This window comes from Edwardsiella sp. EA181011 (assembly GCF_000800725.1).
GTDB lineage: Bacteria > Pseudomonadota > Gammaproteobacteria > Enterobacterales > Enterobacteriaceae > Edwardsiella > Edwardsiella anguillarum.
Genome location: NZ_CP011364.1, coordinates 1144275 through 1166796 on the forward strand (window position 1 = coordinate 1144275; position 22522 = coordinate 1166796).

Annotated in this window: 13 protein-coding genes and 3 pseudogenes; 10 read left to right on the top strand and 6 right to left on the bottom strand. The window is 52.0% G+C overall.

The window, feature by feature from the left end:
- Positions 1 to 15 precede the first annotated feature (15 nt).
- From QY76_RS05160 to QY76_RS05190, 7 genes and pseudogenes are all read left to right on the top strand, one after another.
- Positions 16 to 2446: pseudogene (locus QY76_RS05160) on the top strand (type I restriction-modification system subunit M).
- Positions 2446 to 3708 (top strand): restriction endonuclease subunit S, encoded by a 1263-nt coding sequence (locus QY76_RS17395; protein WP_045427183.1) that lies wholly within the window; start codon positions 2446 to 2448, stop codon positions 3706 to 3708. Before QY76_RS05160 ends, QY76_RS17395 begins: the two are co-directional and overlap by 1 nt.
- Positions 3709 to 3720: 12 nt before the next feature.
- Positions 3721 to 4377 (top strand): DUF4433 domain-containing protein, encoded by a 657-nt coding sequence (locus QY76_RS05170; RefSeq protein WP_045427186.1) that lies wholly within the window; start codon positions 3721 to 3723, stop codon positions 4375 to 4377.
- Positions 4374 to 5441 (top strand): macro domain-containing protein, encoded by a 1068-nt coding sequence (locus QY76_RS05175; RefSeq protein WP_045427189.1) that lies wholly within the window; start codon positions 4374 to 4376, stop codon positions 5439 to 5441. The genes QY76_RS05170 and QY76_RS05175 overlap by 4 nt, the downstream gene beginning before the upstream one ends.
- 163 nt (positions 5442 to 5604) lie before the next feature.
- Complete coding sequence (locus QY76_RS05180; protein ID WP_045427192.1) at positions 5605 to 8700, top strand: type I restriction endonuclease subunit R; 3096 nt, start codon at positions 5605 to 5607, stop codon at positions 8698 to 8700.
- Positions 8700 to 9416 carry a M48 family metallopeptidase gene (locus tag QY76_RS05185; RefSeq protein WP_012849890.1) on the top strand — a complete coding sequence of 239 codons (717 nt, stop codon included), beginning with the start codon at positions 8700 to 8702 and terminating at the stop codon, positions 9414 to 9416. Before QY76_RS05180 ends, QY76_RS05185 begins: the two co-directional genes overlap by 1 nt.
- Before the next feature lie 244 nt (positions 9417 to 9660).
- The gene (locus QY76_RS05190; RefSeq protein WP_049648766.1) at positions 9661 to 10875 is read left to right on the top strand and encodes an IS4 family transposase; all 1215 of its coding nucleotides are present in this window, start codon (positions 9661 to 9663) and stop codon (positions 10873 to 10875) included.
- A gap of 307 nt (positions 10876 to 11182) precedes the next feature.
- Here the strand turns inward: QY76_RS05190 and QY76_RS05195 are convergent, their stop codons facing one another.
- The 3 genes from QY76_RS05195 to QY76_RS05205 form a co-directional block, all read right to left on the bottom strand.
- Positions 11183 to 11737, bottom strand: coding sequence for a hypothetical protein (locus tag QY76_RS05195; protein WP_015462350.1), 555 nt, complete (start codon positions 11735 to 11737; stop codon positions 11183 to 11185).
- A gap of 1154 nt (positions 11738 to 12891) precedes the next feature.
- Positions 12892 to 13461 (bottom strand): chorismate mutase, encoded by a 570-nt coding sequence (locus QY76_RS05200; protein ID WP_034164770.1) that lies wholly within the window; start codon positions 13459 to 13461, stop codon positions 12892 to 12894.
- A 65-nt stretch (positions 13462 to 13526) separates the two neighbouring features.
- Positions 13527 to 14297 carry an N-acetylmuramoyl-L-alanine amidase gene (locus QY76_RS05205; protein ID WP_015683482.1) on the bottom strand — a complete coding sequence of 257 codons (771 nt, stop codon included), beginning with the start codon at positions 14295 to 14297 and terminating at the stop codon, positions 13527 to 13529.
- Between the two features lie 297 nt (positions 14298 to 14594).
- Between QY76_RS05205 and QY76_RS19670 the strand changes: the two are divergent.
- The 3 genes and pseudogenes from QY76_RS19670 to QY76_RS19045 form a co-directional block, all read left to right on the top strand.
- Positions 14595 to 14736, top strand: a pseudogene (locus QY76_RS19670) (IS5/IS1182 family transposase); the annotation flags it as partial.
- Between the two features lie 1529 nt (positions 14737 to 16265).
- Entirely contained in the window at positions 16266 to 20291 is a 4026-nt protein-coding gene (locus tag QY76_RS17400; protein ID WP_235439447.1) for a S6 family peptidase, read from the top strand.
- 11 nt (positions 20292 to 20302) lie between these two features.
- Entirely contained in the window at positions 20303 to 20584 is a 282-nt protein-coding gene (locus QY76_RS19045; protein WP_053111562.1) for a hypothetical protein, read from the top strand.
- A gap of 34 nt (positions 20585 to 20618) precedes the next feature.
- On the opposite strand, the pseudogene QY76_RS17665 reads toward QY76_RS19045, so the two are convergent.
- From QY76_RS17665 to QY76_RS05220, 3 genes and pseudogenes are all read right to left on the bottom strand, one after another.
- Positions 20619 to 20840 (bottom strand): annotated as a pseudogene (locus QY76_RS17665) (transposase); the annotation flags it as partial.
- Positions 20841 to 20951: 111 nt separating this feature from the next.
- Positions 20952 to 22208 (bottom strand): PTS ascorbate transporter subunit IIC, encoded by a 1257-nt coding sequence (locus QY76_RS05215; RefSeq protein ID WP_015683476.1) that lies wholly within the window; start codon positions 22206 to 22208, stop codon positions 20952 to 20954.
- Between the two features lie 10 nt (positions 22209 to 22218).
- On the bottom strand, positions 22219 to 22506 hold the full coding sequence (locus QY76_RS05220; protein WP_005289977.1) for a PTS sugar transporter subunit IIB: 288 nt from the start codon (positions 22504 to 22506) through the stop codon (positions 22219 to 22221).
- Between the last annotated feature and the right edge of the window lie 16 nt (positions 22507 to 22522).

Below are 22522 nucleotides of genomic sequence, written 5' to 3' on the forward strand. Positions count from 1 at the left end.
GAAACGAGATATTTAATGGCTATCAAAAAAACCGAACTCTATTCCTCCCTGTGGGCAAGCTGCGACGAACTGCGCGGTGGGATGGATGCCAGCCAGTACAAGGACTATGTACTGACCCTGCTGTTTATGAAGTACGTTTCTGACAAATATAAGGGCGATCCCTACGGGATGATCGTGATCCCGAAAGGGGCCAGCTTTGACGATATGGTCGCGCTGAAAAACGATAAAGAAATCGGCGATAAAATTAACAAAATCATCCGCAGGCTGGCGGAAGAGAACGATTTGAAAGGCGTTATCGACGAGGCTGACTTTAACGACGAAGACAAGCTCGGCAAAGGTAAGGAGATGATTGACCGCCTGACCAAGCTGGTCGGTATCTTCGAGGGATTGGATCTGTCCGGCAACCGGGCCGATGGCGACGATTTGCTGGGCGATGCCTATGAGTACCTGATGCGCCACTTTGCCACCGAATCCGGTAAAAGCAAGGGGCAGTTCTACACGCCTGCGGAGGTATCGCGTATTCTGGCGAAGGTGATCGGCATTACGCCCGATACGCCACAGGATGCCACGGTCTACGACCCCACCTGTGGCTCCGGTTCGTTGCTGCTTAAAGTTAGCGATGAAACCCGACGCGGGCTGTCGATCTTCGGGCAGGAGATGGACAACGCTACCAGCGCGGATGAACATGATCCTGCATAACAACGCCACCGCTAAAATCTGGCAGGGCAATACCCTGAGCGATCCACAGTGGAAAGTGGCCAACGGCAAACTGAAAACCTTCGACTTCGCCGTGGCGAACCCGCCGTTTTCCAATAAAAACTGGACCAGCGGGCTGGATCTGAAGAGAGATCCGTTTGAGCGCTTCGTCTGGGGCGTTCCACCGGAGAAGAACGGCGATTATGCCTTTCTGCTGCACATCATCAAGAGCCTGAAAAGCACCGGCAAAGGGGCGGTGATCCTGCCACACGGCGTGCTGTTCCGCGGCAACGCCGAAGCGAATATCCGCGAAAACCTGATCAAGCAAGGCTATATCAAAGGCATTATCGGCCTACCGGCTAACCTGTTTTACGGTACCGGCATCCCGGCGTGCATTATCGTGATTGATAAAGAGCACGCCCACAGCCGCAAAGGCATTTTTATGATCGATGCCAGCCGGGGCTTTATCAAAGATGGCAACAAGAACCGCCTACGTAGCCGGGATATTCACCGCATCGTGGATGTGTTTAACCATCAGCGAACGCTGCCCGGCTACAGCCGGATGGTGTCATTAAGCGAGATCGCCGGGAATGATTACAACCTGAATATCCCCCGCTATATCGACGGCGGCGAGCCGGAAGATTTGCACGATCTGAGCGCCCACCTACAGGGCGGTATTCCGGCGCGCGATGTGGATGCCCTACAGGATTACTGGCGGGTATTTCCTGCCCTGCGCGACGTACTGTTTACCGACGATCGCCCCGGCTACTGTCGGGCTCAGGTCGAAGCCCAACAGGTTAAACCGACCATTCTGGCGCATCAGGAATTTAAGGATTTTTCCACCCGCAGCCTGCTGCCGTTTAAGGCGTGGCTGAAAGAGGCGGCGCTGAATGAGATCGGTAAGGGCGATAAACCCAAGGCGCTGATCCACGATATCAGCGAGATGCTGCTGGCGCAGTATGCCAACAGCGAGCTGCTGAATAAATACAGCGTGTACCAGATCCTGATGGACTACTGGGCCGACATCATGCAGGACGATGTCTACGTGATCATGCAGGACGGCTGGCAAGCCGCCGCGCACATTCGCGAACTCCAGCCGGTAAAAGGCAAGGATGGCAAAAACGTCTGGAAAGAGGCGCATGATTTTGAGTTTGACAAGCGGCGCTACAAGGCCGACGTGCTGCCTCGTTCTTTGGTGGAGATTCGCTGTTTCCCGCAACAGCTGGACACGCTGAACCGCGCGCAGGAACGCAGTGAAGAGGCCAGCCGTCAGTTAGCCGAGTTTATCGAGGAGCAGACAGGGGAAGAGGATCTGCTGGCCGAGGCGAAGAACGACAAGGATAAGGTGACGCAAAAGCTGGTCAATGCCCGCCTGACAAAATTGAAGAAAACCACCGCCGATCCGGATGAGCTGGCGGCGCTGACCCGTTGCCTGGCGCTGATTACAGCAGAGGCGAATGCGAAAAAAGCGCTGAAAGCCGCGCAAAAAACGCTGGATCGCGCGGTGTTTAAACAGTATCCCACGCTGGATGAAGCGGCGATCAAGGCGCTGGTGGTGCAGGACAAATGGCTGGCGACGTTGCAGGCCGGGATTCAGGCGGAGATTGAGCGTATCACCCAGCAACTGGCGGAGCGCGTGAAGGAGCTGGAAGAGCGCTATGCCGAGCCGCTACCGGCGCTGGAGGCGTCCGTTGAGGCGTTAAGCAAGAAGGTGGCCGGGCATTTGCGGGCGATGGGGCTGGAGTGGTGATGGTGGATTTAATGGTGCATGAGCAGCAGTCGGATACGGCAGGGAAAAGTGTGCCTGCGGGGTATAAGTTGACTGAAGTGGGGGTGATTCCGGAGGATTGGGGTGTAAAGACCATCAATGAGATAGCTAAAGTCTACTCTGGCGGAACTCCAAACAGAAAAATAGCACAATATTGGGATGGTGATATTCCATGGGTCACGACAACTCTAATTGATGGTAATGATATCTCTCATGTAGATGAATATATAACTGACAATGGTTTAAATAATTCATCTACCAAATGGTGTGACAAAGACACACTATTAATGGCTATGTATGGTCAGGGGAAAACCCGGGGTAAAGTTGGCATTTTACGCATTAGAGCCACCATTAATCAGGCCTGTGCTGCAATTTCATTGTACGAAAAAGCATCAGTTAAATATTTATTTCACTACCTGAATAGCAAATATGCAGAAATACGTGAGCTAAGTAACTCTGGCGGTCAAGAAAACCTTAGTGGAACAATAATAAAGATCCTCCCCATTCCTTATCCATCAGATAGAGAGCGATTAATCATCGCGGATACACTATCTGATATTGACACATTCATCCTTACTCAGGAAAGATTACTTGTAAAAAAACAGGCCATCAAAACAGCTGCTATGCAGCAACTGTTAACAGGTAAAATCCGTTTGCCGCAGTTTGCGTTGCGGAAAGATGGCTCTGTTAAGGGATATAAAAAGAGTGAGTTGGGGAAAATTCCTGAGGATTGGGTAGTATCTACTTTTGTCTCGGTCATAAAAATTCGACATGGAAAAAACCAGAAGCACGTCGAATGTCTTGATGGAGAATACCCAATCTATGCTACTGGTGGTCAAATAGGAAAAGCCAATGCTTTTCTCTATAACAAACCATCTGTATTAATTGGGAGAAAAGGCACTATTGATAAACCACGATATACAGATAAGCCATTCTGGACAGTTGATACATTATTTTACTCAGAAATATCAGAGTCAGCAGATGCACAATTTATTTATTATAAATTCTGTATGATTGACTGGATGCAATACAATGAAGCTTCAGGGGTACCTAGCTTAAACGCTAGCACAATTGAGAGTATTCAAACGGTGTTACCATCCATTGAAGAACAAATCGCCATTGCCACCATCCTCTCCGATATGGATAAGGAGATTCAGACCTTGCAACAGCGTCTGGACAAAACCCGCCAGCTTAAACAGGGGATGATGCAGGAGCTGTTAACCGGGAAAACCCGCTTAATATAGAAGGGAACGCACATGGCTTATGATTACAGCGCCAGCCTCAACCCGGAAAAAGCCCTGATTTGGCGCATTGTCCATCGGGATAATATCCCGTGGATACTGGACAACGGCCTGCACTGCGGCAACAGTCAAGTGCAGGCGGCAAACTGGATCAATATCGGCAACCCGGAACTTATCGGCAAACGCGCCGGGCATCCGGTGCCTGTCGGTATGGGCGGGACGCTGCATGACTACGTGCCGTTTTACTTTACCCCCTTTTCGCCGATGCTGATGAATATCCACAGCGGGCGTGGCGGCATTACGCAGCGCCCCAATGAGGAAATCGTCATTCTGGTCAGCAGCCTGCGAAGCGTGGCGGCGCAAAACGCCCCCTTCGTGTTTACCGACAGCCATGCCTACTATAACTGGGCCAACTACTACACCCGCCTGGAGGACCTGAATCAGATCGACTGGTCTATCTTACAGGCGCGGGATTTCCGTCGCGATCCAGACGATCCGGCTAAGTTTGAACGCTATCAGGCCGAGGCGTTAATCTGGAAGCACTGCCCCATCACACTGCTGGATGGGATGGTTTGTTACAATAACAACGTCAAGGTACAATTAGAAGACTGGCTGTCGCAACGTAATTTGACAATGCCCGTTCACGCACGGGCCGGGTGGTACTTCTCATGATCACATATACACAAGGCAATTTACTGGACGCGCCTGTGGAAGCACTGGTGAATACGGTGAATACCGTCGGTGTCATGGGTAAAGGCATCGCGCTGATGTTTAAAGAGCGCTTCCCCGACAATATGAAAGCCTATGCCGACGCCTGCAAACAAAAGCAGGTGATGACTGGCAAGATGTTTATTACCGAAACTGGCGAGCTGATGGGGCCACGCTGGATCGTCAACTTCCCTACCAAGCAGCACTGGCGCGCCGACTCCCGCATGGTGTGGATTGAAGACGGTTTGCAGGACTTGCGCCGCTTTTTGATCGAAAAGAAAGTGCGGTCCATCGCCATTCCCCCGCTGGGCGCGGGCAACGGCGGCCTGAACTGGCCGGATGTCCGGGCGCGGATTGAATCTGCGCTGGGCGACCTTCAGGACACGGAAATCCTGATTTATGAGCCTACCGAAAAATACCAGAACGTCGCCAAGAGCAGCGGTGTAAAAAAGCTCACCCCCGCCAGAGCGATGATCGCTGAACTGGTGCGCCGCTACTGGGTGCTGGGTATGGAGTGCAGCCTGCTGGAAATCCAGAAGCTGGCATGGCTGCTACAACGCGCCATTGAACAGCACCAGCAGGAGGACGTGCTAAAACTGCGGTTTGAGGCGCACTATTACGGCCCCTATGCTCCTAACCTGAACCATCTGCTTAACGCGCTGGACGGTACCTATCTGAAAGCCGAGAAACGTATCCCGGACAGCCAGCCACTGGATGTGATCTGGTTTAACGATCGGGAAAAAGAACACATCAACCTATGGTTGAACAGCGAAGCCAAAGCGTGGTTGCCAGCGCTTGAGCAGGTCAGCCAGTTGATTGACGGTTTTGAATCGCCGTTTGGTCTGGAGCTGTTGGCGACCGTTGACTGGTTGTTGACCCGGGGACAATGCCAGCCGACGCTGGACTCGGTGAAAGAGGGGTTGCATCAGTGGCCTGCGGGAGAACCTTGGGCCAGCCGTAAGATAAAGCTGTTTGACGATAAGAATCTGCAATTCGCCATTAACCGCGTGATGGAGTTTCATTGCTGAAAATTAGCCTGTCCCAGCAGGCGTCATTGTTGCAGTCAGACTGGATGCGGACAGCGCGGAAAAACCGGAGCGTACACGCAGTACGTGAGGATTTTGAGCACTGCCCAAGTCCAGTTTGGCAAGTAAAATAGCCTGGTGGGACAGGCTCTAAGGAGAGCGCCTTTTGAGCACCATAGGCCAGCGCGAACGCGCCACGCAAGAGCGTCTGATTCAGTTTTTTGTTAAGGATTTAGGCTACCGCTATCTGGGCCGCAGCGCTGGAGATGCCGATGACAGCAATATCGACACGGACATACTGAGCGCATGGCTGAAACGGCGCGGCGTCAGCGATACCCTGATCACCCGTGTGCTTCGGCAACTGGACTCCGCCGCCGCGCTGGGCGAAGGCAAAAAGCTGTATTACGCCAATAAAGAGGTCTATCGCCTGCTGCGCTACGGCGTGAAGGAAAAGGAAGGCGCGGGCGAGCAGAATCAGACCATATGGCTGATTGACTGGGCAAATCCTGAAGCCAATGATTTCGCTATTGCCGACGAGGTGACGGTCAACGGCGAATACAGCAAGCGCCCGGATCTGGTGCTGTACGTTAACGGCATCGCGCTGGGCGTGATTGAACTTAAACGCTCGTCAGTTCACGTCAGCGAAGGCATCCGGCAGAACCTCGATAATCAGAAGAAAACCTTTATCCGCAATTTCTTTAGCACCATGCAACTGGTGATGGCGGGTAATGATACGCAGGGGCTGCGCTACGGCACCATCGAAACGCCGGAAAAATATTATCTGGAGTGGAAAGAAGAGAGTACCGACGCATACACGCATAAGCTCGACTTCCATTTAAGCCGCCTTTGCAACAAATCAAGACTGCTGGATATCGTCCATAACTATATGGCCTTTGACGCTGGGGTGAAAAAACTCTGTCGCCATAATCAGTTCTTTGGCGTCGAGGCGGCTAAACAGCATATTGCCCGTCGTGAAGGTGGAATTATCTGGCATACGCAGGGATCGGGTAAAAGCCTGACGATGGTCTGGCTGGCAAAGTGGATCCGTGAAAACGTGCCCAATTCGCGCGTGCTGATTGTGACCGACCGCACCGAGTTGGATGAACAGATCGAAAGCGTGTTTATGGGCGTGGATGAAGAGATTTATCGCACCTCCAGCGGTAGCGATCTGATCGCAACGCTCAACCACCCGAACCCGTGGCTCATCTGCTCGCTGGTGCATAAGTTCGGTCGGCGTAGCGAAGCGGAAGACGCTGCGGCAACCGACGACTTCATCACTGAGTTGCAACAATCCCTGACCAAAACGTTCCGCGCCAAAGGTGATCTCTTCGTCTTCGTGGATGAGTGCCACCGCACGCAGTCTGGTAAATTGCATAACGCAATGACTGCGATTCTGCCGGAAGCCCTGTTTATCGGTTTTACCGGCACGCCGCTGATGAAGAAAGATAAAAAGAAATCAGTGGAGGTGTTCGGCCCTTATATCCATACCTATAAGTTTGATGAAGCCGTGGCTGACGGGGTGGTGCTGGATCTGCGCTATGAGGCCCGCGATATTGACCAGTATCTGACGTCTGAGAAAAAGGTCGATGACTGGTTTGAGGCCAAAACGCGCGGCCTGTCGAATTTAGCCAAGACCCAGCTTAAGCAGAAATGGGGCTCAATGCAGAAACTGCTGTCCAGCAAGTCGCGGCTGGAGCAGATCGTTAATGATATTCTGTTGGATATGGATACCCGCCCGCGCCTGATGGACGGGCGCGGTAACGCCATGCTGGTATGCAGTAGCGTGTATCAGGCCTGTAAGGTTTACGAGATGTTCAGCCAGACCGATCTGGCGGGAAAAGTGGCGATTGTAACCAGCTTTCGTCCCGATGCTGCCAGTATCAAAGGTGAAGAAACTGGCGCGAGCCTGACCGAGAAGCTGTTTAAATTCTCGACCTATCGCAAAATGCTGGCCGACTATTTTGAGCAAAGCGAAGAGAAGGTTGCCGGACGCATCGCAGAGTTCGAGCGGGACGTTAAACAGCGCTTTATTAATGAGCCGGGGCAAATGCGTCTGCTTATCGTGGTGGATAAGCTGCTGACCGGCTTTGACGCGCCGTCCGCCACCTATCTCTATATCGATAAAACCATGACGGACCATACGCTGTTTCAGGCGATTTGTCGGGTAAACCGGCTGGATGGGGAAGATAAAGAGTACGGCTATATTATCGATTATAAGGATCTGTTTCGCTCGCTGGATAAAGCGATAACCGATTACACCGCAGGCGCGTTTGACGATTACGATCGGGATGATGTTGATGGCCTGCTGAAAAATCGTCTGGAGCAGGCGAAGCTGGATCTCGACAGCGCGCTGGAGGTGGTTCGCAGCCTGTGCGAACCCGTCAAGGCACCGCGCGAATTGCAGGACTATCAGCACTATTTCTGTGGTCAGTCGGGAGAAAACCAGGCGGTATTAGGCGAAAAAGAGGCGCTGCGCCTTTCGTTCTATCAGAATGTCGCCCGCCTGCTGCGCGCTTACGCCAGCCTGGCGAATGAAATGCAGGAAGCGGGTTATACCAATGAGGAAGTGGAAAGCATTCGAGCCGAAGTCGCTAAATTCGAGAGACTGCGCTACGACATTAAACTAACCAGCGGCGATCTGCTGGACATGAAGCGCTTTGAGCCCGCCATGCGCCACCTGCTGGATATGTATGTTCGCGCCGACGGTAGCGAAGTGCTGATGGATTTCGAAGAGTTAAGCCTGATTGAGCTGATTGTTGAAAAAGGCGCAGCAGCAACTGCTGCTCTGCCGGACGAGATCCGCAATAATCAGGATGCGATGGCAGAAACCATCGAAAACAACGTGCGTAAAACCATTGTGGATGAAAACCCGGTGAACCCAAAATACTACGGGCGCATGTCGCTGTTGCTGGATGAGCTGATTACCCTTCGCCGCCAGAATGCGCTTGATTATCAGCAGTACCTGGAGCGTATCCGGGATTTGAGCAAGCAGGTTATCCGCCCAGAACAAACCAACGGAGCATCCTATCCAGAAACGATGGATACGCAGGCAAAGCGGGCATTTTATGATAACTTCGGCCATGACGAGGTGCTGGCAACCCGTATTGATACGACAATCCGCTATACCAAAAAAGCGGAGTGGATTGGCGATCGTTTTAAGGAACGAGAGCTTGCCCGTGCACTGCGTGAAGAAACCGCCAGTTATAACGTCAATATTGATGACGTTCTTGAGCTTGCCCGTAAGCAAAAGGAATACCACTGATGCCGGTCATGCAGATAGGCACGCTGCGCTTGCAGGTTAACCGTAAGGCAATTAAGAACTTGCATATCAGCGTCCTGCCGCCTGACGGCAAAGTCCGCGTTTCAGCCCCGGAACACATGACAGAAACGGCGATACGGATGGCGGTCGCTTCCCGCTTTCGCTGGATTCGAAAACAACAGCAGGATTTCGCCAGACAGCCACGCCAGTCCGAACGGGAAATGGTCAGCGGAGAATGCCACTATCTTTGGGGTCGTAAATATCGTTTGTTTGTGATCGAGCGTCAGGGACGTCATGAGGTGAAAATTGCGGGAAATAATAAACTCCAGCTTTATGTTCAGCCAGGAACCAGCAACGAAAATAAGGCACTGGTATTAACCGACTTTTATCGGCATGAGCTGAAACGGCAGGTCGCTAAATTACTGCCCGAATGGCAGGACAGAACCGGTGTTTCCGCGACGTTCTGGGGCATTAAAAAGATGAAAACCTTTTGGGGCACCTGTAATACCACCACAAAGCGAGTCTGGTTTAATCTGGAACTGGTCAAGAAACCACCTGAGTGTCTGGAGTATATTCTGGTGCATGAACTGGTTCACCTACTGGAGCGTCATCATAATGAGCGCTTCCGTCTACATATGGACCGCTTGATCCCTAACTGGCGCGAGCGGCGAGATTTGCTCAATAAGATGCCGCTGGCGTTTGAGGCGTGGGAGTATTGATCATCGGTACACTTGTCCCTCTTCATATTACAGGAGGGGGACTCCCTCCGTGTAGCGCTGGTTCACCTGACACTTCCCCTGAATGAACGTTCTTCCTTGTTGTAAACTTGGTGCGCTCTTTGGCAAAGTAGCTAAGGTGGCTCCTCAGGTTCAGTGTAAGCGTACAGCGTGACTTGCAACTACCCACAATTATATTAAGGTAATCATTATGATAGTTGGCTGAATTACTTTCAGGGATGGTTGAATGATTAATCAGGAACAGACCTCGCCTTCATGGCTCGATGAGGAAATTAATTCTTCTGTCTTTAGCGATCGCCGCCATGCCAACCGTTTTAAAAGTCTCATGCAAAAACTCTGGCGGGGAATGGGCAACAGCCTCCCTTTTGCCTGCCAGGATAATGCAGCAACAAAAGCCGCTTACCGGTTCCTTTCCAGCAACAGGATTGATGAGCAGCACCTGCGGCAGGGACATTCCGAGGCTACCAGTCAAAGGATACATGCACTGCAAGGCGAGAAGATTCTACTGCTTCAGGACACCACAACATTTGGCTACCACCGGGATAACCCTGATGCTGTAGGATTTGCAGGCAATCACACCGCTGGTCTAATCAAGACAGGGAATGATGCAGGTGTCAATTGTGGGATCCTGATGCATTCGAGCCTGGCAGTGGCGACATCAGGGCTCCTGCTGGGTCTGACCGCGGTGAAATTCTGGACCCGGAAAAAATTTAAAGGTACTAACGCACTTAAAAGGAAAATTAATCCGACTCGCGTTCCCATTGAAGAGAAAGAAAGTTATCGCTGGCTGGAGAATTTACGGCAGTCGACGGCATTACTGAAATGCCCGGAACGATGCGTTCATATTGGTGACCGTGAGAGTGATATTTACGAACTGTATTGCCTGGCATCGGAGTTAAATACACATTTTCTGGTCAGAACATGTGTTAATCGTCAGGCTGAAAATACAACTATGGAGGAGGAAATGAAAAGTGTGACTCCCGACCATCAGGGGCGTCATCGGATCTTTCTTCGACATGACCAGGAAGAAGTACGCGAAATAATACTAAATGTCAGATGGAAAACACTTACATTACATCCACCGATTGGTAAGGCAAAGCAGTATCCCGATCTACAGCTGACGGCACTTATTGCGACAGAAGAATGTCCGGATAATGATACCAGGGTTGAGTGGAAGTTGCTGACTGACCTGCCAGTGACAAATCTGGCTGAAGCCACGGAAAAGCTGGAATGGTACAGCCACCGCTGGAAAATAGAGACTTTCCATAAGGTTATGAAGTCTGGTTGCCAGGCTGAACGTTCCAGGTTGGGTTCGGCGGAACGGCTGACAAATTTATTATGTTGTTACTGTATCCTGAGCTGGAGAATATTCTGGCTGACAATGCTAAGTTGGGAAATGCCCGCAGCCCTGCAGAAATTGCTTTCAGCGACACAGAGCTAAAAATACTGGACGCGATGGTCAAAGACACAGCACAAATCATGTCATCGCCTCCACTGGAAAAATATACGATAAAACTTGCCCAGTTGGGCGGATACACGGGGAATAAAAATAAGTATCCACCCGGTAATATTGTTATCTGGCACGGTTTACGACGATTAAACGAAATCCAAATTGGATGGGAAATTGCTACCGGGAGATGTGGGTAGTTGCAAGTCACGCTGTACGCTTACGGTTCAGTAACTGGTGTCCAAAGCGCTTCACCTGAAGACTGGCTGAAGGCACGACCTCCTTCAGCCATCGTGATTGTTTAACGCAAAGTAGAAGTATCGGTGATACGCACGTAGATGTTCCCATCCTTCTGCATGTTGGTGGTGACGGGCACCTCGTTACCGTTAGTGATCAATACCGTACCGCGATAGAACTCAGTACCTTCTACACGATTCAACTCCATGGTCTTAACACAGGATCCCTGAATGCGGTTATCGTGCATGATTTCGGTCACCAGTTCGCAGGTGCGTGTTTTCACCAGTTGGTTAGATTCTTTCGCATCCGCCGCTAGGCTGATCAGCACCATAACCACAACGGATACGCACCAGAGCAGAAACAGGGGATGTTTGGCTCGGCTGTCCAGGGTGTCACGTTTCCACAGATAGACCGGTGATAACAGCCACCACCAGAATGAGGGTGAGTTCACCCCGGCCTGTTTGCGCTGCTTACGGTCGGCGTAAATATAGAAAATGCAGCTCCCGATGCTGGCAGGCCCGATGATCGCTGGATTAATCCAGGCACCCAGCGCTGATAAAATGAGCGGGACGATGATCAGGCTCAGGGCATTTATATCTGATTTATTGAAATTGAACATAACGTGTTTCCTTTTGCATTTTAACCACACCAAATAGAGTCTTTCAGCATATGAAAAAGCTCGCTAAGCTAAATTTATTGTTTTTAGTGCTGCAGATATGGGTAGCCCCGATTTATTACGCTTTGTATAAAGTTGCTCCATGTCTCGATGAGATTTTATACAAAGTCACTCATCTGCTCTGTATCTTAATTCATGGGGGACAACCGATACGGGGTTGGGTTTAACTATCAATTACGGATAGACTATTCGATTATATAAAGTAACGAACGGTTACTTCTTTTTGTAATATGAATAATTTTATCACGACAATAGTTTTTATTAAAGGGAAAGGAAGTATTACATTCTATTCACATTATTGTCACGGTAACGTTGGTGAAATGAAAAATAAAAACACACCCGAAAATGAAAATGTATTGTTAAAGTTGCGGCATAAACTGGTTTGATGTTTATATGTTTTTAACGTTTAACCCTCGGTGAGGGATCTTCCTGAATCGGACTGACCCTGGATAAAAATTAGCGCAGTGAAAAATGAGAGATTTTCATCTGCCTGGTGCGGGATATATACACCGGAGGCCGGAAAACAGTGCTGAGATGTGGCTGGTTAGAGGCGTTTAAAACTTGTGGCCTTTATGACCTGCGTGGATGGTCTGAAAGATTTCCCGGATGCAATCAACAGCATCTATCCATACATTCATATCCCGCTGTATATCATCTCTATAGCGCGTAACTGCCAGAAATACGTGATTGGAGAGACGGCAAGGCTGTCACCGACGGGCTTTAGGCTCCGGCAGCCATCGTAGCCTTGATGGTTCGGTTCCGGCTCGCAGAGGTCTGGGATGACAAATGTTCGCCAATCTGCAACGGTTGACGTATCTACAGGGAAAATCTTGACAGGCCTGTCGGCTATCCACCCGATATCCGCAAAGCTATCTACGCGATCAATACCGTCGAATTACTGAACAGCATTATCCTTGTGGATACCAAGAAACGCAGAGTGTTCCCGGCAGATGACTCGGTGCGCAGGGGGGATCACCGGTGGTACTGGCAGCATCGAGAACATGGATTATGTCGCGCTAGGGCTATCGGCTGGCGAGAGGGCGTTTTATTATCGAGCTCAGGTGACCGCCTGCGCGATCACCTGAGCTCAGTGGCCGTTACACTGTATGATTTACAGGGTCTGGATATTTCTTTAAAGTAATTTTTTTCAATGAATACCACAGGTGCTCTTTATCACTGTCTCTTAAGTTGGTTTGATTAAGCCTTTTCATAAAAGCGGCTTTGTCAGTCAACGGATCGCCCGCCGTTAACTGTGTCCTGATATCGGTAAGAATAGTGGTGTTTAACATACTGATTTTGGCTCTTACCTGCTCCAAGGACTCAGGTTGCCAACCCTTTTCCGGCATCGATAGCCAGTCAGCGCGATAGCGATATTGAATCGCTTTAGCCGTATCCATTTGTGCCTGTATGAAGGGCTTTACTGATTCACCATCCAATCCTAACGTCGCGGCCTCGCGCATCGCGTTTGCTAATACTTTGGCTTCCTGAGGTAAATCTTCAATCGCCAGATGATGGTTCGCTTTGTACCCAGCAACGTCTTTCATGTAAGACAAACGCTGATTAATTAATGAAGCGATATCTTCGCTTGGTATCGACCTCGCCAATCCTGTCGTAGAGGAGAATAGCCAAGCTAAAATAAGTAATTTTCCTGTTATTTTACGACCCACTTAACATCCCCTCTATTTTAACAAGCCGGTTTGCAGGTGCAGTTAATGTCAATCTGCGTATTGCATTATTTCCCCGGGAAATATTTATCCACTAACGCATAGAGGATTGCTGCTGTTTCAGCATCAGCGATCCCGTCATAATTTTTTTGTCGGAAGTGAAGCTGAAATGCACGGATTAAATTCTTGTATCCGTTGTCTGTTCCAGCATCTGAAGTGTCATACCCGTATGTCTTTAACTTGGCGATGATATCTGCTTTCGCTGGCTGAGTTCGGCTGAACTGTGCCAGGTAGTTCTGCATAGTCGACTCCTGATACCATGCGCCGATACCTGCATCGTACAGCGCTTTCCACGGGAAAGCCGCCCCTGGATCGCTTTTTCTCCCCGGGGCGATATCACTGTGACCGACAACATTCGTAGGTGTAATATCGGGATAGCGCTGTAGGATATTAGTTGCCAGCGCTTTAATGGCTTCAATTTGCTCTGGATTATAAGGCGGGAAAATAAATATATTATTGTTTTCAGTGGCTAGATTGACTGTCTCTATACCGATGGCCGTGTCGTTTAGATTGCTACGCCCTGACCATGAGCTGACGCCTGCATGCCAGGCACGCTCATTTTCATCAACCAGGTTGAAAATACGCATATCCTTAAAGCCGGCATCAATATATGTTTTTTCTGAAGGGTCAGGGATAAGATAGTGGGCGCTTACAGAAGATCCGGTCAACGCGGTAACTGACGCCTTAAAATCAATAGCAGTGTAATGCATGACCAGGAATCGAACGCGACGACTGAAGCCTTTTACCGAGCGATAACTATTATAATCAATCAGATACATAGTAAACCCCTTTTCTTGTAGTGTCAGTCATTAATACCAGTACATATGACAACAAAGAGTATACAAAGTTGATCCAGGCATTATCTCTGAAGCATTTTTGTGGCGTAATTTGCTGTTAAGGTAGAAAAGTTCTACGTATCTAGGCTGTGCTTCTTATGCACTAGCGCTATAGTCATCGCCATTTCCACAATATATTGAACTATGGTTCGCTGCGATCCTCTCGATGACGCATGGATTTTCATTCAGCCTTGACCGTCGGCAGAGTCCGCAACGCCATGGACAGGCAGGTAGAGTATCGTATTTGAGGTACTGTGCTCAGGCGAGCCATGGCGTGGCATAGCTGAGCGATACAGCCTGCGGCGGGCTATTTATAACCGTTTTAACCCGTGGTCAAAATCGGGATATCATTGATATTATTTTCGCGCGGCTGATATTTTTATTCGTGCTATGCCTATTGTCGGCCGTATAGAGATATGGCCTCTGCGGATATTCTTTTGTTTGGCGTTTCCGGCTGCGGCGAGCTTTGTCTGACCGGCGCAGCGCCATTCCGCGGGCGAGCCTCTCCGGCGGTGAGATTGAGTACCCGTACGCGGGGGCGAATCGCGGCGTCGGGGACGGTGATGACATGACGCTCTCGGCCCTGAGCGCAGTACCTCTTGCCGGCCGGGGGCGATATCCGTCGTGGATATGTGCGGCGTAGCGACAGGCAGAGGTGCGCAGGGGGCGCGGGTACCGGAGCGGCTTAGGGGGAGATGCCTGCGGCAGGAGGTCGGTCCGGTCGATCGCGGCTATAGCTGCCGGTATTCTCTATGTTGGGCCAGCTAATGGCTTTAACACGCAGTCCGGGGAGTCAGTCTGTGAAGCTCACCCGTGGCCAGCGGGAGGCGTGGCTGACCTTTATCCGGGAATGCGGTATGACGCAGACAGTCTACCCCCGGAAGACGGAGGCGTTATTTTCATCTAACCCGTTTGTTGGCGGTAACGGGTATAAATCGTCTTCAAATATTATGTCGGTCAGGGATCGGATTAATGGAGGATATGAGCTCAACCTTATGTCGTGATAAATAACGCACCTGAATAGCGGATATTCATTAAAGCGTTATATTTGCGCTGCAACATGGATTAGAAATGGATTTCGTCTGAATCTTATGTTCGGGTCTCCCCCGCGGTTCAATACCTGTGTAAAGTAAAGCACGCGATCTTTCTTCCCCCTGGTGAAAAGTAACGTTATCTGGCATCAACATGCCACGTTATACCGAGTAACGGACGGCGTTTTCCCTGAAGCAGGCGAAAACCGGCAGGCGGGAACAGCGGTCTGGCGAAGAGGGCGATTTCTGAGGCTGCGTTTTGCCGGAGGGAGACGTGGTCTGGTGTGTCGTGCCAGGCCGCCAGCGTTACCTTGTGAACGCGGATGAACGTCTGAAGCCGCTAAGAGTGCGGGTTCTCTAATGGCTGTAGATGGACAATGGCCGCAGATTTATTTTTAAGGTCCAGGAACCCAGGGCCGGCGAAAACGGTATGGTCATGGGCTTCTCGTGGGCGGTTAAGCCTGCGGAGAATGTGCTGATCGCGTTATTGAATCGCTGAGTTCGAGATGGGGAGTGAATGTGCCTGGAGACTCCCCCGGCAAGATGCGCAGGAAAAGATAGAGCGATAGCAATATAACCACTATTGCTCCGGTTCATCGTTAAATAGCTAGACATCGGAGGAATGCATCCGAAGCCTGCAAAAGTGCCGGGAGTGATTATTTACCCTGATGCGAATTTCCGGCAAGCGGATTTGTCATGGTTTTATTGTCCTCAGCCGATTTTATTTTATTGGGATATGTGCTGGACATTCATGTTATGGCTTGGATTAGTCTGTAATCCCACATTGTGGCGAGTTAACAATCAGTCTGGTCGCCCTGCTGGACTGTCGCTGTGAATTACGCCTGATGACTTGATTGACGTTATTTTATGGATACATAGTATGAACCGAATCTACTCTCTCCGCTATAGCACCGTTGCCCGTGGATTTATTGCCGTTCCCGAATTTGCCAGGAAGTGTGTCTGCCAGATCGCCGGGAGATCTCCCCTGAACGCTGCGTTATTATTATCTCTGCTGGGATCTAGTAGCCTGGTGGAGGCCTCTATTGTTAGTTCGAATATTGGTTATCAGCAATACCGTGATTTTGCAGAAAATAAGGGTGCCTTTAAACCCGGAGCCACCAATATCTCTATCTATAATAAAAAAGGTGAGCAGATTGCGACGCTGAATAAGACACCGATGCTGGACTTCAGTTCGGTGGATTCGGGCATCGGGGTTGCGACACTGATTAACCCCCAATATATCGTAAGCGTGAAGCATAACTCTGGATATCAGACCGTCGGCTTTGGTAATGGTGAGAATCAGTACAACATCGTGGCTCGGAACGAGCATGATTCTATCGATTTTCACGCGCCACGACTCAATAAGCTGGTTACCGAAGTCGCTCCCACCGCTGTCAGCGGCGCCTCACAGGAAGAAATACTTGACCCCTCGCGATTCACCGTATTTTACCGCGTGGGATCAGGGACGCAATATATTCAGGATGACGATGGCACTCTCACTGAAATAAGCGGGGCATACAACTATCTTACCGGAGGGCTATTACCTGCGTCGTATTACTCGCACGGTGGCCTGAGCGGAATTCAGGTGAATATGGGCGGGAATATCAATGATTATGGCGTTATGGCCAGTCGCCCCCGCCCCGGAGATAGCGGTTCACCCGTGTTTGGCTGGGATGCGGCTAATAAAAAATGGGTGTTGGTTGCGGTGCACGCGGCCAACGGTGGCGGGGTGACGTCGATAGAGAAATTGATACCCGGCGCTTTCATTTCACAGGTTTTTTCTGATGACAGCGACGCTCCGATCAGGTTTGATGCTTCGGCCGGGCACGAGCTCTCCTGGACCTTTGACGGTAGCCGGGGGATCGGAGCCTTAACGCAGGGAGCCTCGGTATATTCCATGCACGGGCAGCAGGGAGCCGATCTGAACGCGGGTAAGAATCTGGTATTTCTGGGACAGGCAGGGCTGATTGATCTGAAAAACAGCGTTTCACAGGGCGCAGGCTCCCTGACATTCCGCAATGACTACCGGGTAACCGCATCCACCGGGAGCACCTGGAGCGGTGCCGGGATTATTGTGGACAAGGATGCGTCCGTATACTGGCAGGTCAACGGTGTGAAGGGCGATAATCTGCATAAAATCGGTGAGGGAACGCTGGTTATACAGGGCGAGGGCGTCAATGAAGGAGGGCTGAAGGTGGGGGATGGCACCGTTGTCCTGCAGCAGCAGACAGATAAAGACGGCCGGGTTCAGGCCTTCGACAGCGTAAATATCGCCAGCGGTCGCCCCACCGTGGTGCTGTCTGATAACCGGCAGGTGCAGCCGGATAATATTTCCTGGGGGTATCATGGCGGTACGCTGGATATTAATGGCAATAGTCTTACCTTCCATCGTCTGAGGGCAGCGGACTATGGCGCGGTGTTGGCGAATAATGCGGAGGTTCGTGCCACGGTGGCCATGGATTATACCCTGTCACCGGGAAATGTAGCGCTGAATAGCTGGTCCGGCTCTCGCCAGGGAACTGTCGGAAGCCTTTATGAATACCGCAACCCTTATGCGAACACTACCGACTATTTCATCCTGAAAACCAATTCCTACGGTTATTTCCCGACGGATCAGCGCAGCAGCGATACGTGGGAGTACTTAGGTAATAACCTGGTCGATGCTCAAAAACAGGTGGCAGAAAGAGAGAATGCCCAAGGATATCTGTATCACGGTCAGCTAAAAGGGAATTTGAACGTGAGCAATGTCGTAGCCCCAGGCAGTAGCGGGAAGCTAGTGCTGGATGGCTCGGCAGATATATCCGGGAGTTTCACTCAGGAAAACGGACGCCTGACATTGCAGGGGCATCCGGTCATTCATGCGTATAACGATCGGGCTATCGCGGATAAGCTGGCCGCAACTGGTGATACGTCCGTGCGGACCCAGCCGACCTCTTTTGACCAAGAGGATTGGGAAAATAGGTCGTTCACCTTGGGTCGTCTGGTTCTGAAGAATACAGATTTTGGTTTAGGTCGTAACGCCACCCTGAATACCGCCATTGACGCCAGTAACTCCGTTGTCACGCTGGGTGACGACCGGGTATTTATTGATCAAAAAGATGGTGCAGGAACAGATTTTCGCCTGAGCGAGGGCATATCAGCGGCCCGTAACCAGGCTGAGAGGAGCGTATTTAATGGCAGCGCCGCGCTGAGCGGGAACAGCCAGCTGAATATTGTGAATGCTCTCTTTAACGGTGATATTACCGGCTATTCAGGTACATATGTGCAGCTGGCGCAGGGCGGCATATGGAACATGACGCAAGACTCCTCTCTTGATGTTTTGCAAAGCCGCGATGGGGTGCTTTCCCTGGTGACGGCCCGCTGGAAACCGAAGACATTGACGGTAAATACTCTGGATGCCAGCAACCTGCGCATTGGTCTGGGGGTTAATACATCGGACAACGCTAGTGACCGAATCGATATCCTGAATCAGGCTAAGGGCGAACATAATATTCTGGATATGTCTTACCTGTTTGACCAGACGGTGCAGCTAACGAATGACCTTACTCTGGCTTCGGCACCGGCGGGGACATCGCACGGCTATTTCTCTTTTGCCAGCCTGAATCGTGGCTTTACGGTATACACCCCGGACACACAGATCGTGGAGAAGGATGGCCGAGTTCAGTGGCAGTTGAAGCACAGCGCCATTCTGGAGAGCGCTGACAGTGCGACGACGCCGGCTGGCGATGGGAGCAATGGCGCTTCAGGCTCCGCTGGCAACGGCGCGGGCGGTTCGTCGTCGGGCAACGGCGTGGGAGATCCGCCGTCGGGCAGCGGCGCGGGGGATCCGTCGTCGGGCAGCGGCGTGGGCGGTTCGTCGTCGGGCAATGGCGCGGGCGGTTCGTCGTCGGGCAATGGCGCGGGCGGTTCGTCGTCGGGCAACGGCGCGGGGGATCCGCCGTCGGGCAGCGGCGCGGGCGGTTCGTCGTCGGGCAATGGCGCGGGCGGTTCGTCGTCGGGCAATGGCGCGGGCGGTTCGTCGTCGGGCAACGGCGCGGGGGATCCGCCGTCGGGCAGCGGCGCGGGCGGTTCGTCGTCGGGCAGCGGCACGGGCGGTTCGTCGTCGGGCAGCGGCGCGGGCGGTTCGTCGTCGGTCAGCGGCGCGGGCGGTTCGTCGTCGGGCAACGGCGCGGGCGGTTCGTCGTCGGGCAGCGGCGCGGGCGGTTCGTCGTCGGGCAGCGGCGCGGGCGGTTCGTCGTCGGGCAGCGGCACGGGCGGTTCGTCGTCGGGCAATATCAGCACGCCGGTTAATGGGGAGCATCTGTTCAGGAAAGAGGATAATACGGCGCTGCTGAAAAAGGCACGGAGTATGTTTGCCGCACGGGAATATATCCTCAGTGACCACGTAGATCACTGGGAACAGATTATTGATTACACGGATGCGCAGAGCGGGGCATGGGCCATGACTGGCTATAGCCACGGTGGTTATGACGCCTATAGCGTGAGGCAGAACGGCCTGGATTTCGGTTTCAGAAAGCACGGTGATTCAGGTGAATTCTGGGGCACGGCGGTGGAGCTATATGATGGCAACAGCAGCGCTACGGGGTTCCGCGATGATTACAGAGTATGGGGCGTCAGCCTTTTCGCCGGCCAGACATTAGCATCAGGCCTGTTTGTGGATGGTTCTGCGGGATACCGACAGCTGTCTGAGACATTTTCCGTTCAGGGCGATCTGAATGATCTGTCTGGGAATGTGAAGAGCCATATTGCCGCCGCTGGCGCCCGGATTGGGTGGCGGATAGATCTTAAAGACGCCGATATCGCTATCACGCCATCAGTCTCTGTGAACGGGGCCCGTATCGATGGCAATTATCTGCAGGGCAATGGCCGGTCGGCAGAACTGCATGCGGGGGGGCGCTGTGGCTGAAGGCTGGAGTGATGGTGGAGAAGGACTTTGGGATACTGTCGATTAAATCCGGGTTATCCCGGAATATTACGCTGAATGAGATGCCGGGTATCACGCTTACTGATAACTGGAGGGCAAGACACTATAACGCGGAGCGCGCCGATCGCTATACCGCCTCCGTGGGGCTTGACGGCAGAGTGACGGAAAAACTGCATGTACAGCTGACGCTGAACAGCAGTTTTGCCGGGGACTTTAAGACAGACGGTGAGGGGGGCTGGGAATACGCTATAGCTTCTGATATTTGGAGTCTGTAGAGAGCGTTCAGAATTCTGTATCACGTTAAAACTTCTACAGCGTTATCGCATTATTTAGGCGCCCCTCCAAATAAATGGCTAACTGCGACAATGTCGAATTCCAGCTCTGGATCGGCATTGTCCATTTTCCCTGTGCGTTCATCAGTCCCAGATAAATCAGCGTCAATAGACTGTTTTCATTAGGGAAAGTTTATTTTGTTTTCGTCAGCTTCCTGAACTGACGATGTACCGATTCGATAGTATTCGTGGTGTAAACATTGATGGCCCACGTTGCCACATTGGCGTGAGTGGGAGGCAGGCTGGCACCATAAAAAACGCCCCGTCACGCGGGGCGACGGGGCGTCTGTGAGGCAGGGCAGTCGCGCTATCAGCGCACGATGATGCCCAGTAGGATGCCCACCACGCCAAAGTCGGCGTCGCTGAAAGTGGTGTTGGCGATGCCGATCTGGCCGAGTACCGGTAGCAGGAACACCGGCAGGAAGGTGATCAGCAGCCCCTGGGCGAAGGCGCCCAGGATGGCGCCGCGCCGCCCACCGGTGGCGTTGCCGAACACACCCGCCGCCGCACCGACGAAGAAGTGCGGTACCACGCCCGGGATGATCACCGTCATATTCAGCGCGTACAGCACGAACATGCCGATGACCCCGGCGGCGAAGCTGCTCAAGAAGCCAACCAACACCGCGTTGGGGGCGTAGGGGAACACCACCGGGCAGTCCAGCGCCGGCTTGGCGTTGGGCACCAGCTTGTCGGAGATCCCCTTAAAGGCCGGGACGATCTCGGCGATCACCATCCGCACACCCTGCAAGATGATGTACACCCCGGCGGCGAAGGTGATGGATTGCATCAGCGAGAACATAAACCAGTTCTTGCCGCCGCTCACCTCACGCACATAATCACCGCCGGCGAACAGGCAGGTGATGATAAAGATGATGAACATGGTGAACGAGATCGCCACCGGCGTATCACGCAGGAACAGCAGGCTCTTCGGCACATTCATGTCTTCGGTAGAGTGCTCTTTGTTACCGAACTTGCTGCCGATAAAGCCGGCCAGTACATAGGATACCGTCGAGAAATGGCCGATGGCCACGTCGTCTGAGCCGGTGATCTTTTTCATGTAGGGATGGGCGATGGCCGGGAAGAACACCATACAGAAGCCGACGATCAGCGAACCGACCAGCACCAGCATCGTGCCCTGCATCCCGGCGGTCGCCAGGATCACCGCCACCATCATCGACATAAACAGCGTGTGATGGCCGGTGAGGAAGATAAACTTCCACGGCGTCAGGCGGGCGATAACGATGTTGATCAGCATGGCGAAGAACATGATCATCGCCATCTCACGCCCGAAACTCTTCTGAGCGATGGAGACGATGGCCTCGTTATTCGGCACCACGCCATTAATACCGAAGGCATGTTGGAAGATGGCGGAGAAGTCACCCAGCGAGCTGACCACCAGACCGGCGCCGGCACCCAGAATGACAAAACCCATGATGGTCTTGATGGTGCCTTTAATGCATTCGGTAACCGGTTTTTTCTGGGCGATTAAGCCGATGAGTGCGATCAGGCCGACTAATATCGCCGGTTCGGATAGCACATCCTGCATCAGAAAACGGAAGAATGACATAGTGCCTCCACTACAATGCGCCGAGTTTACGCAGGGCGACGCTCAGACGTTCTTTCATCGCCACTTTATCGATCATGTTATCCAGCGCGACGATCTCGCCGCCGACCTGCTGGGCGACCAACTGCTCGGCGATATCGGCGGTACCGACGAAAATATCGCTGGCGGTGCCTTTGGCGGAGCCTAAATCGACATGGTTAACCTCGGCGTTGACCTGCAGATCTTTTAGGATGGTCTTGATGCTCATTTCCATCATCAGACTGGTGCCTAAACCGTTACCGCATACCACTGTGATATTCATAATTATTCCCTCGGTG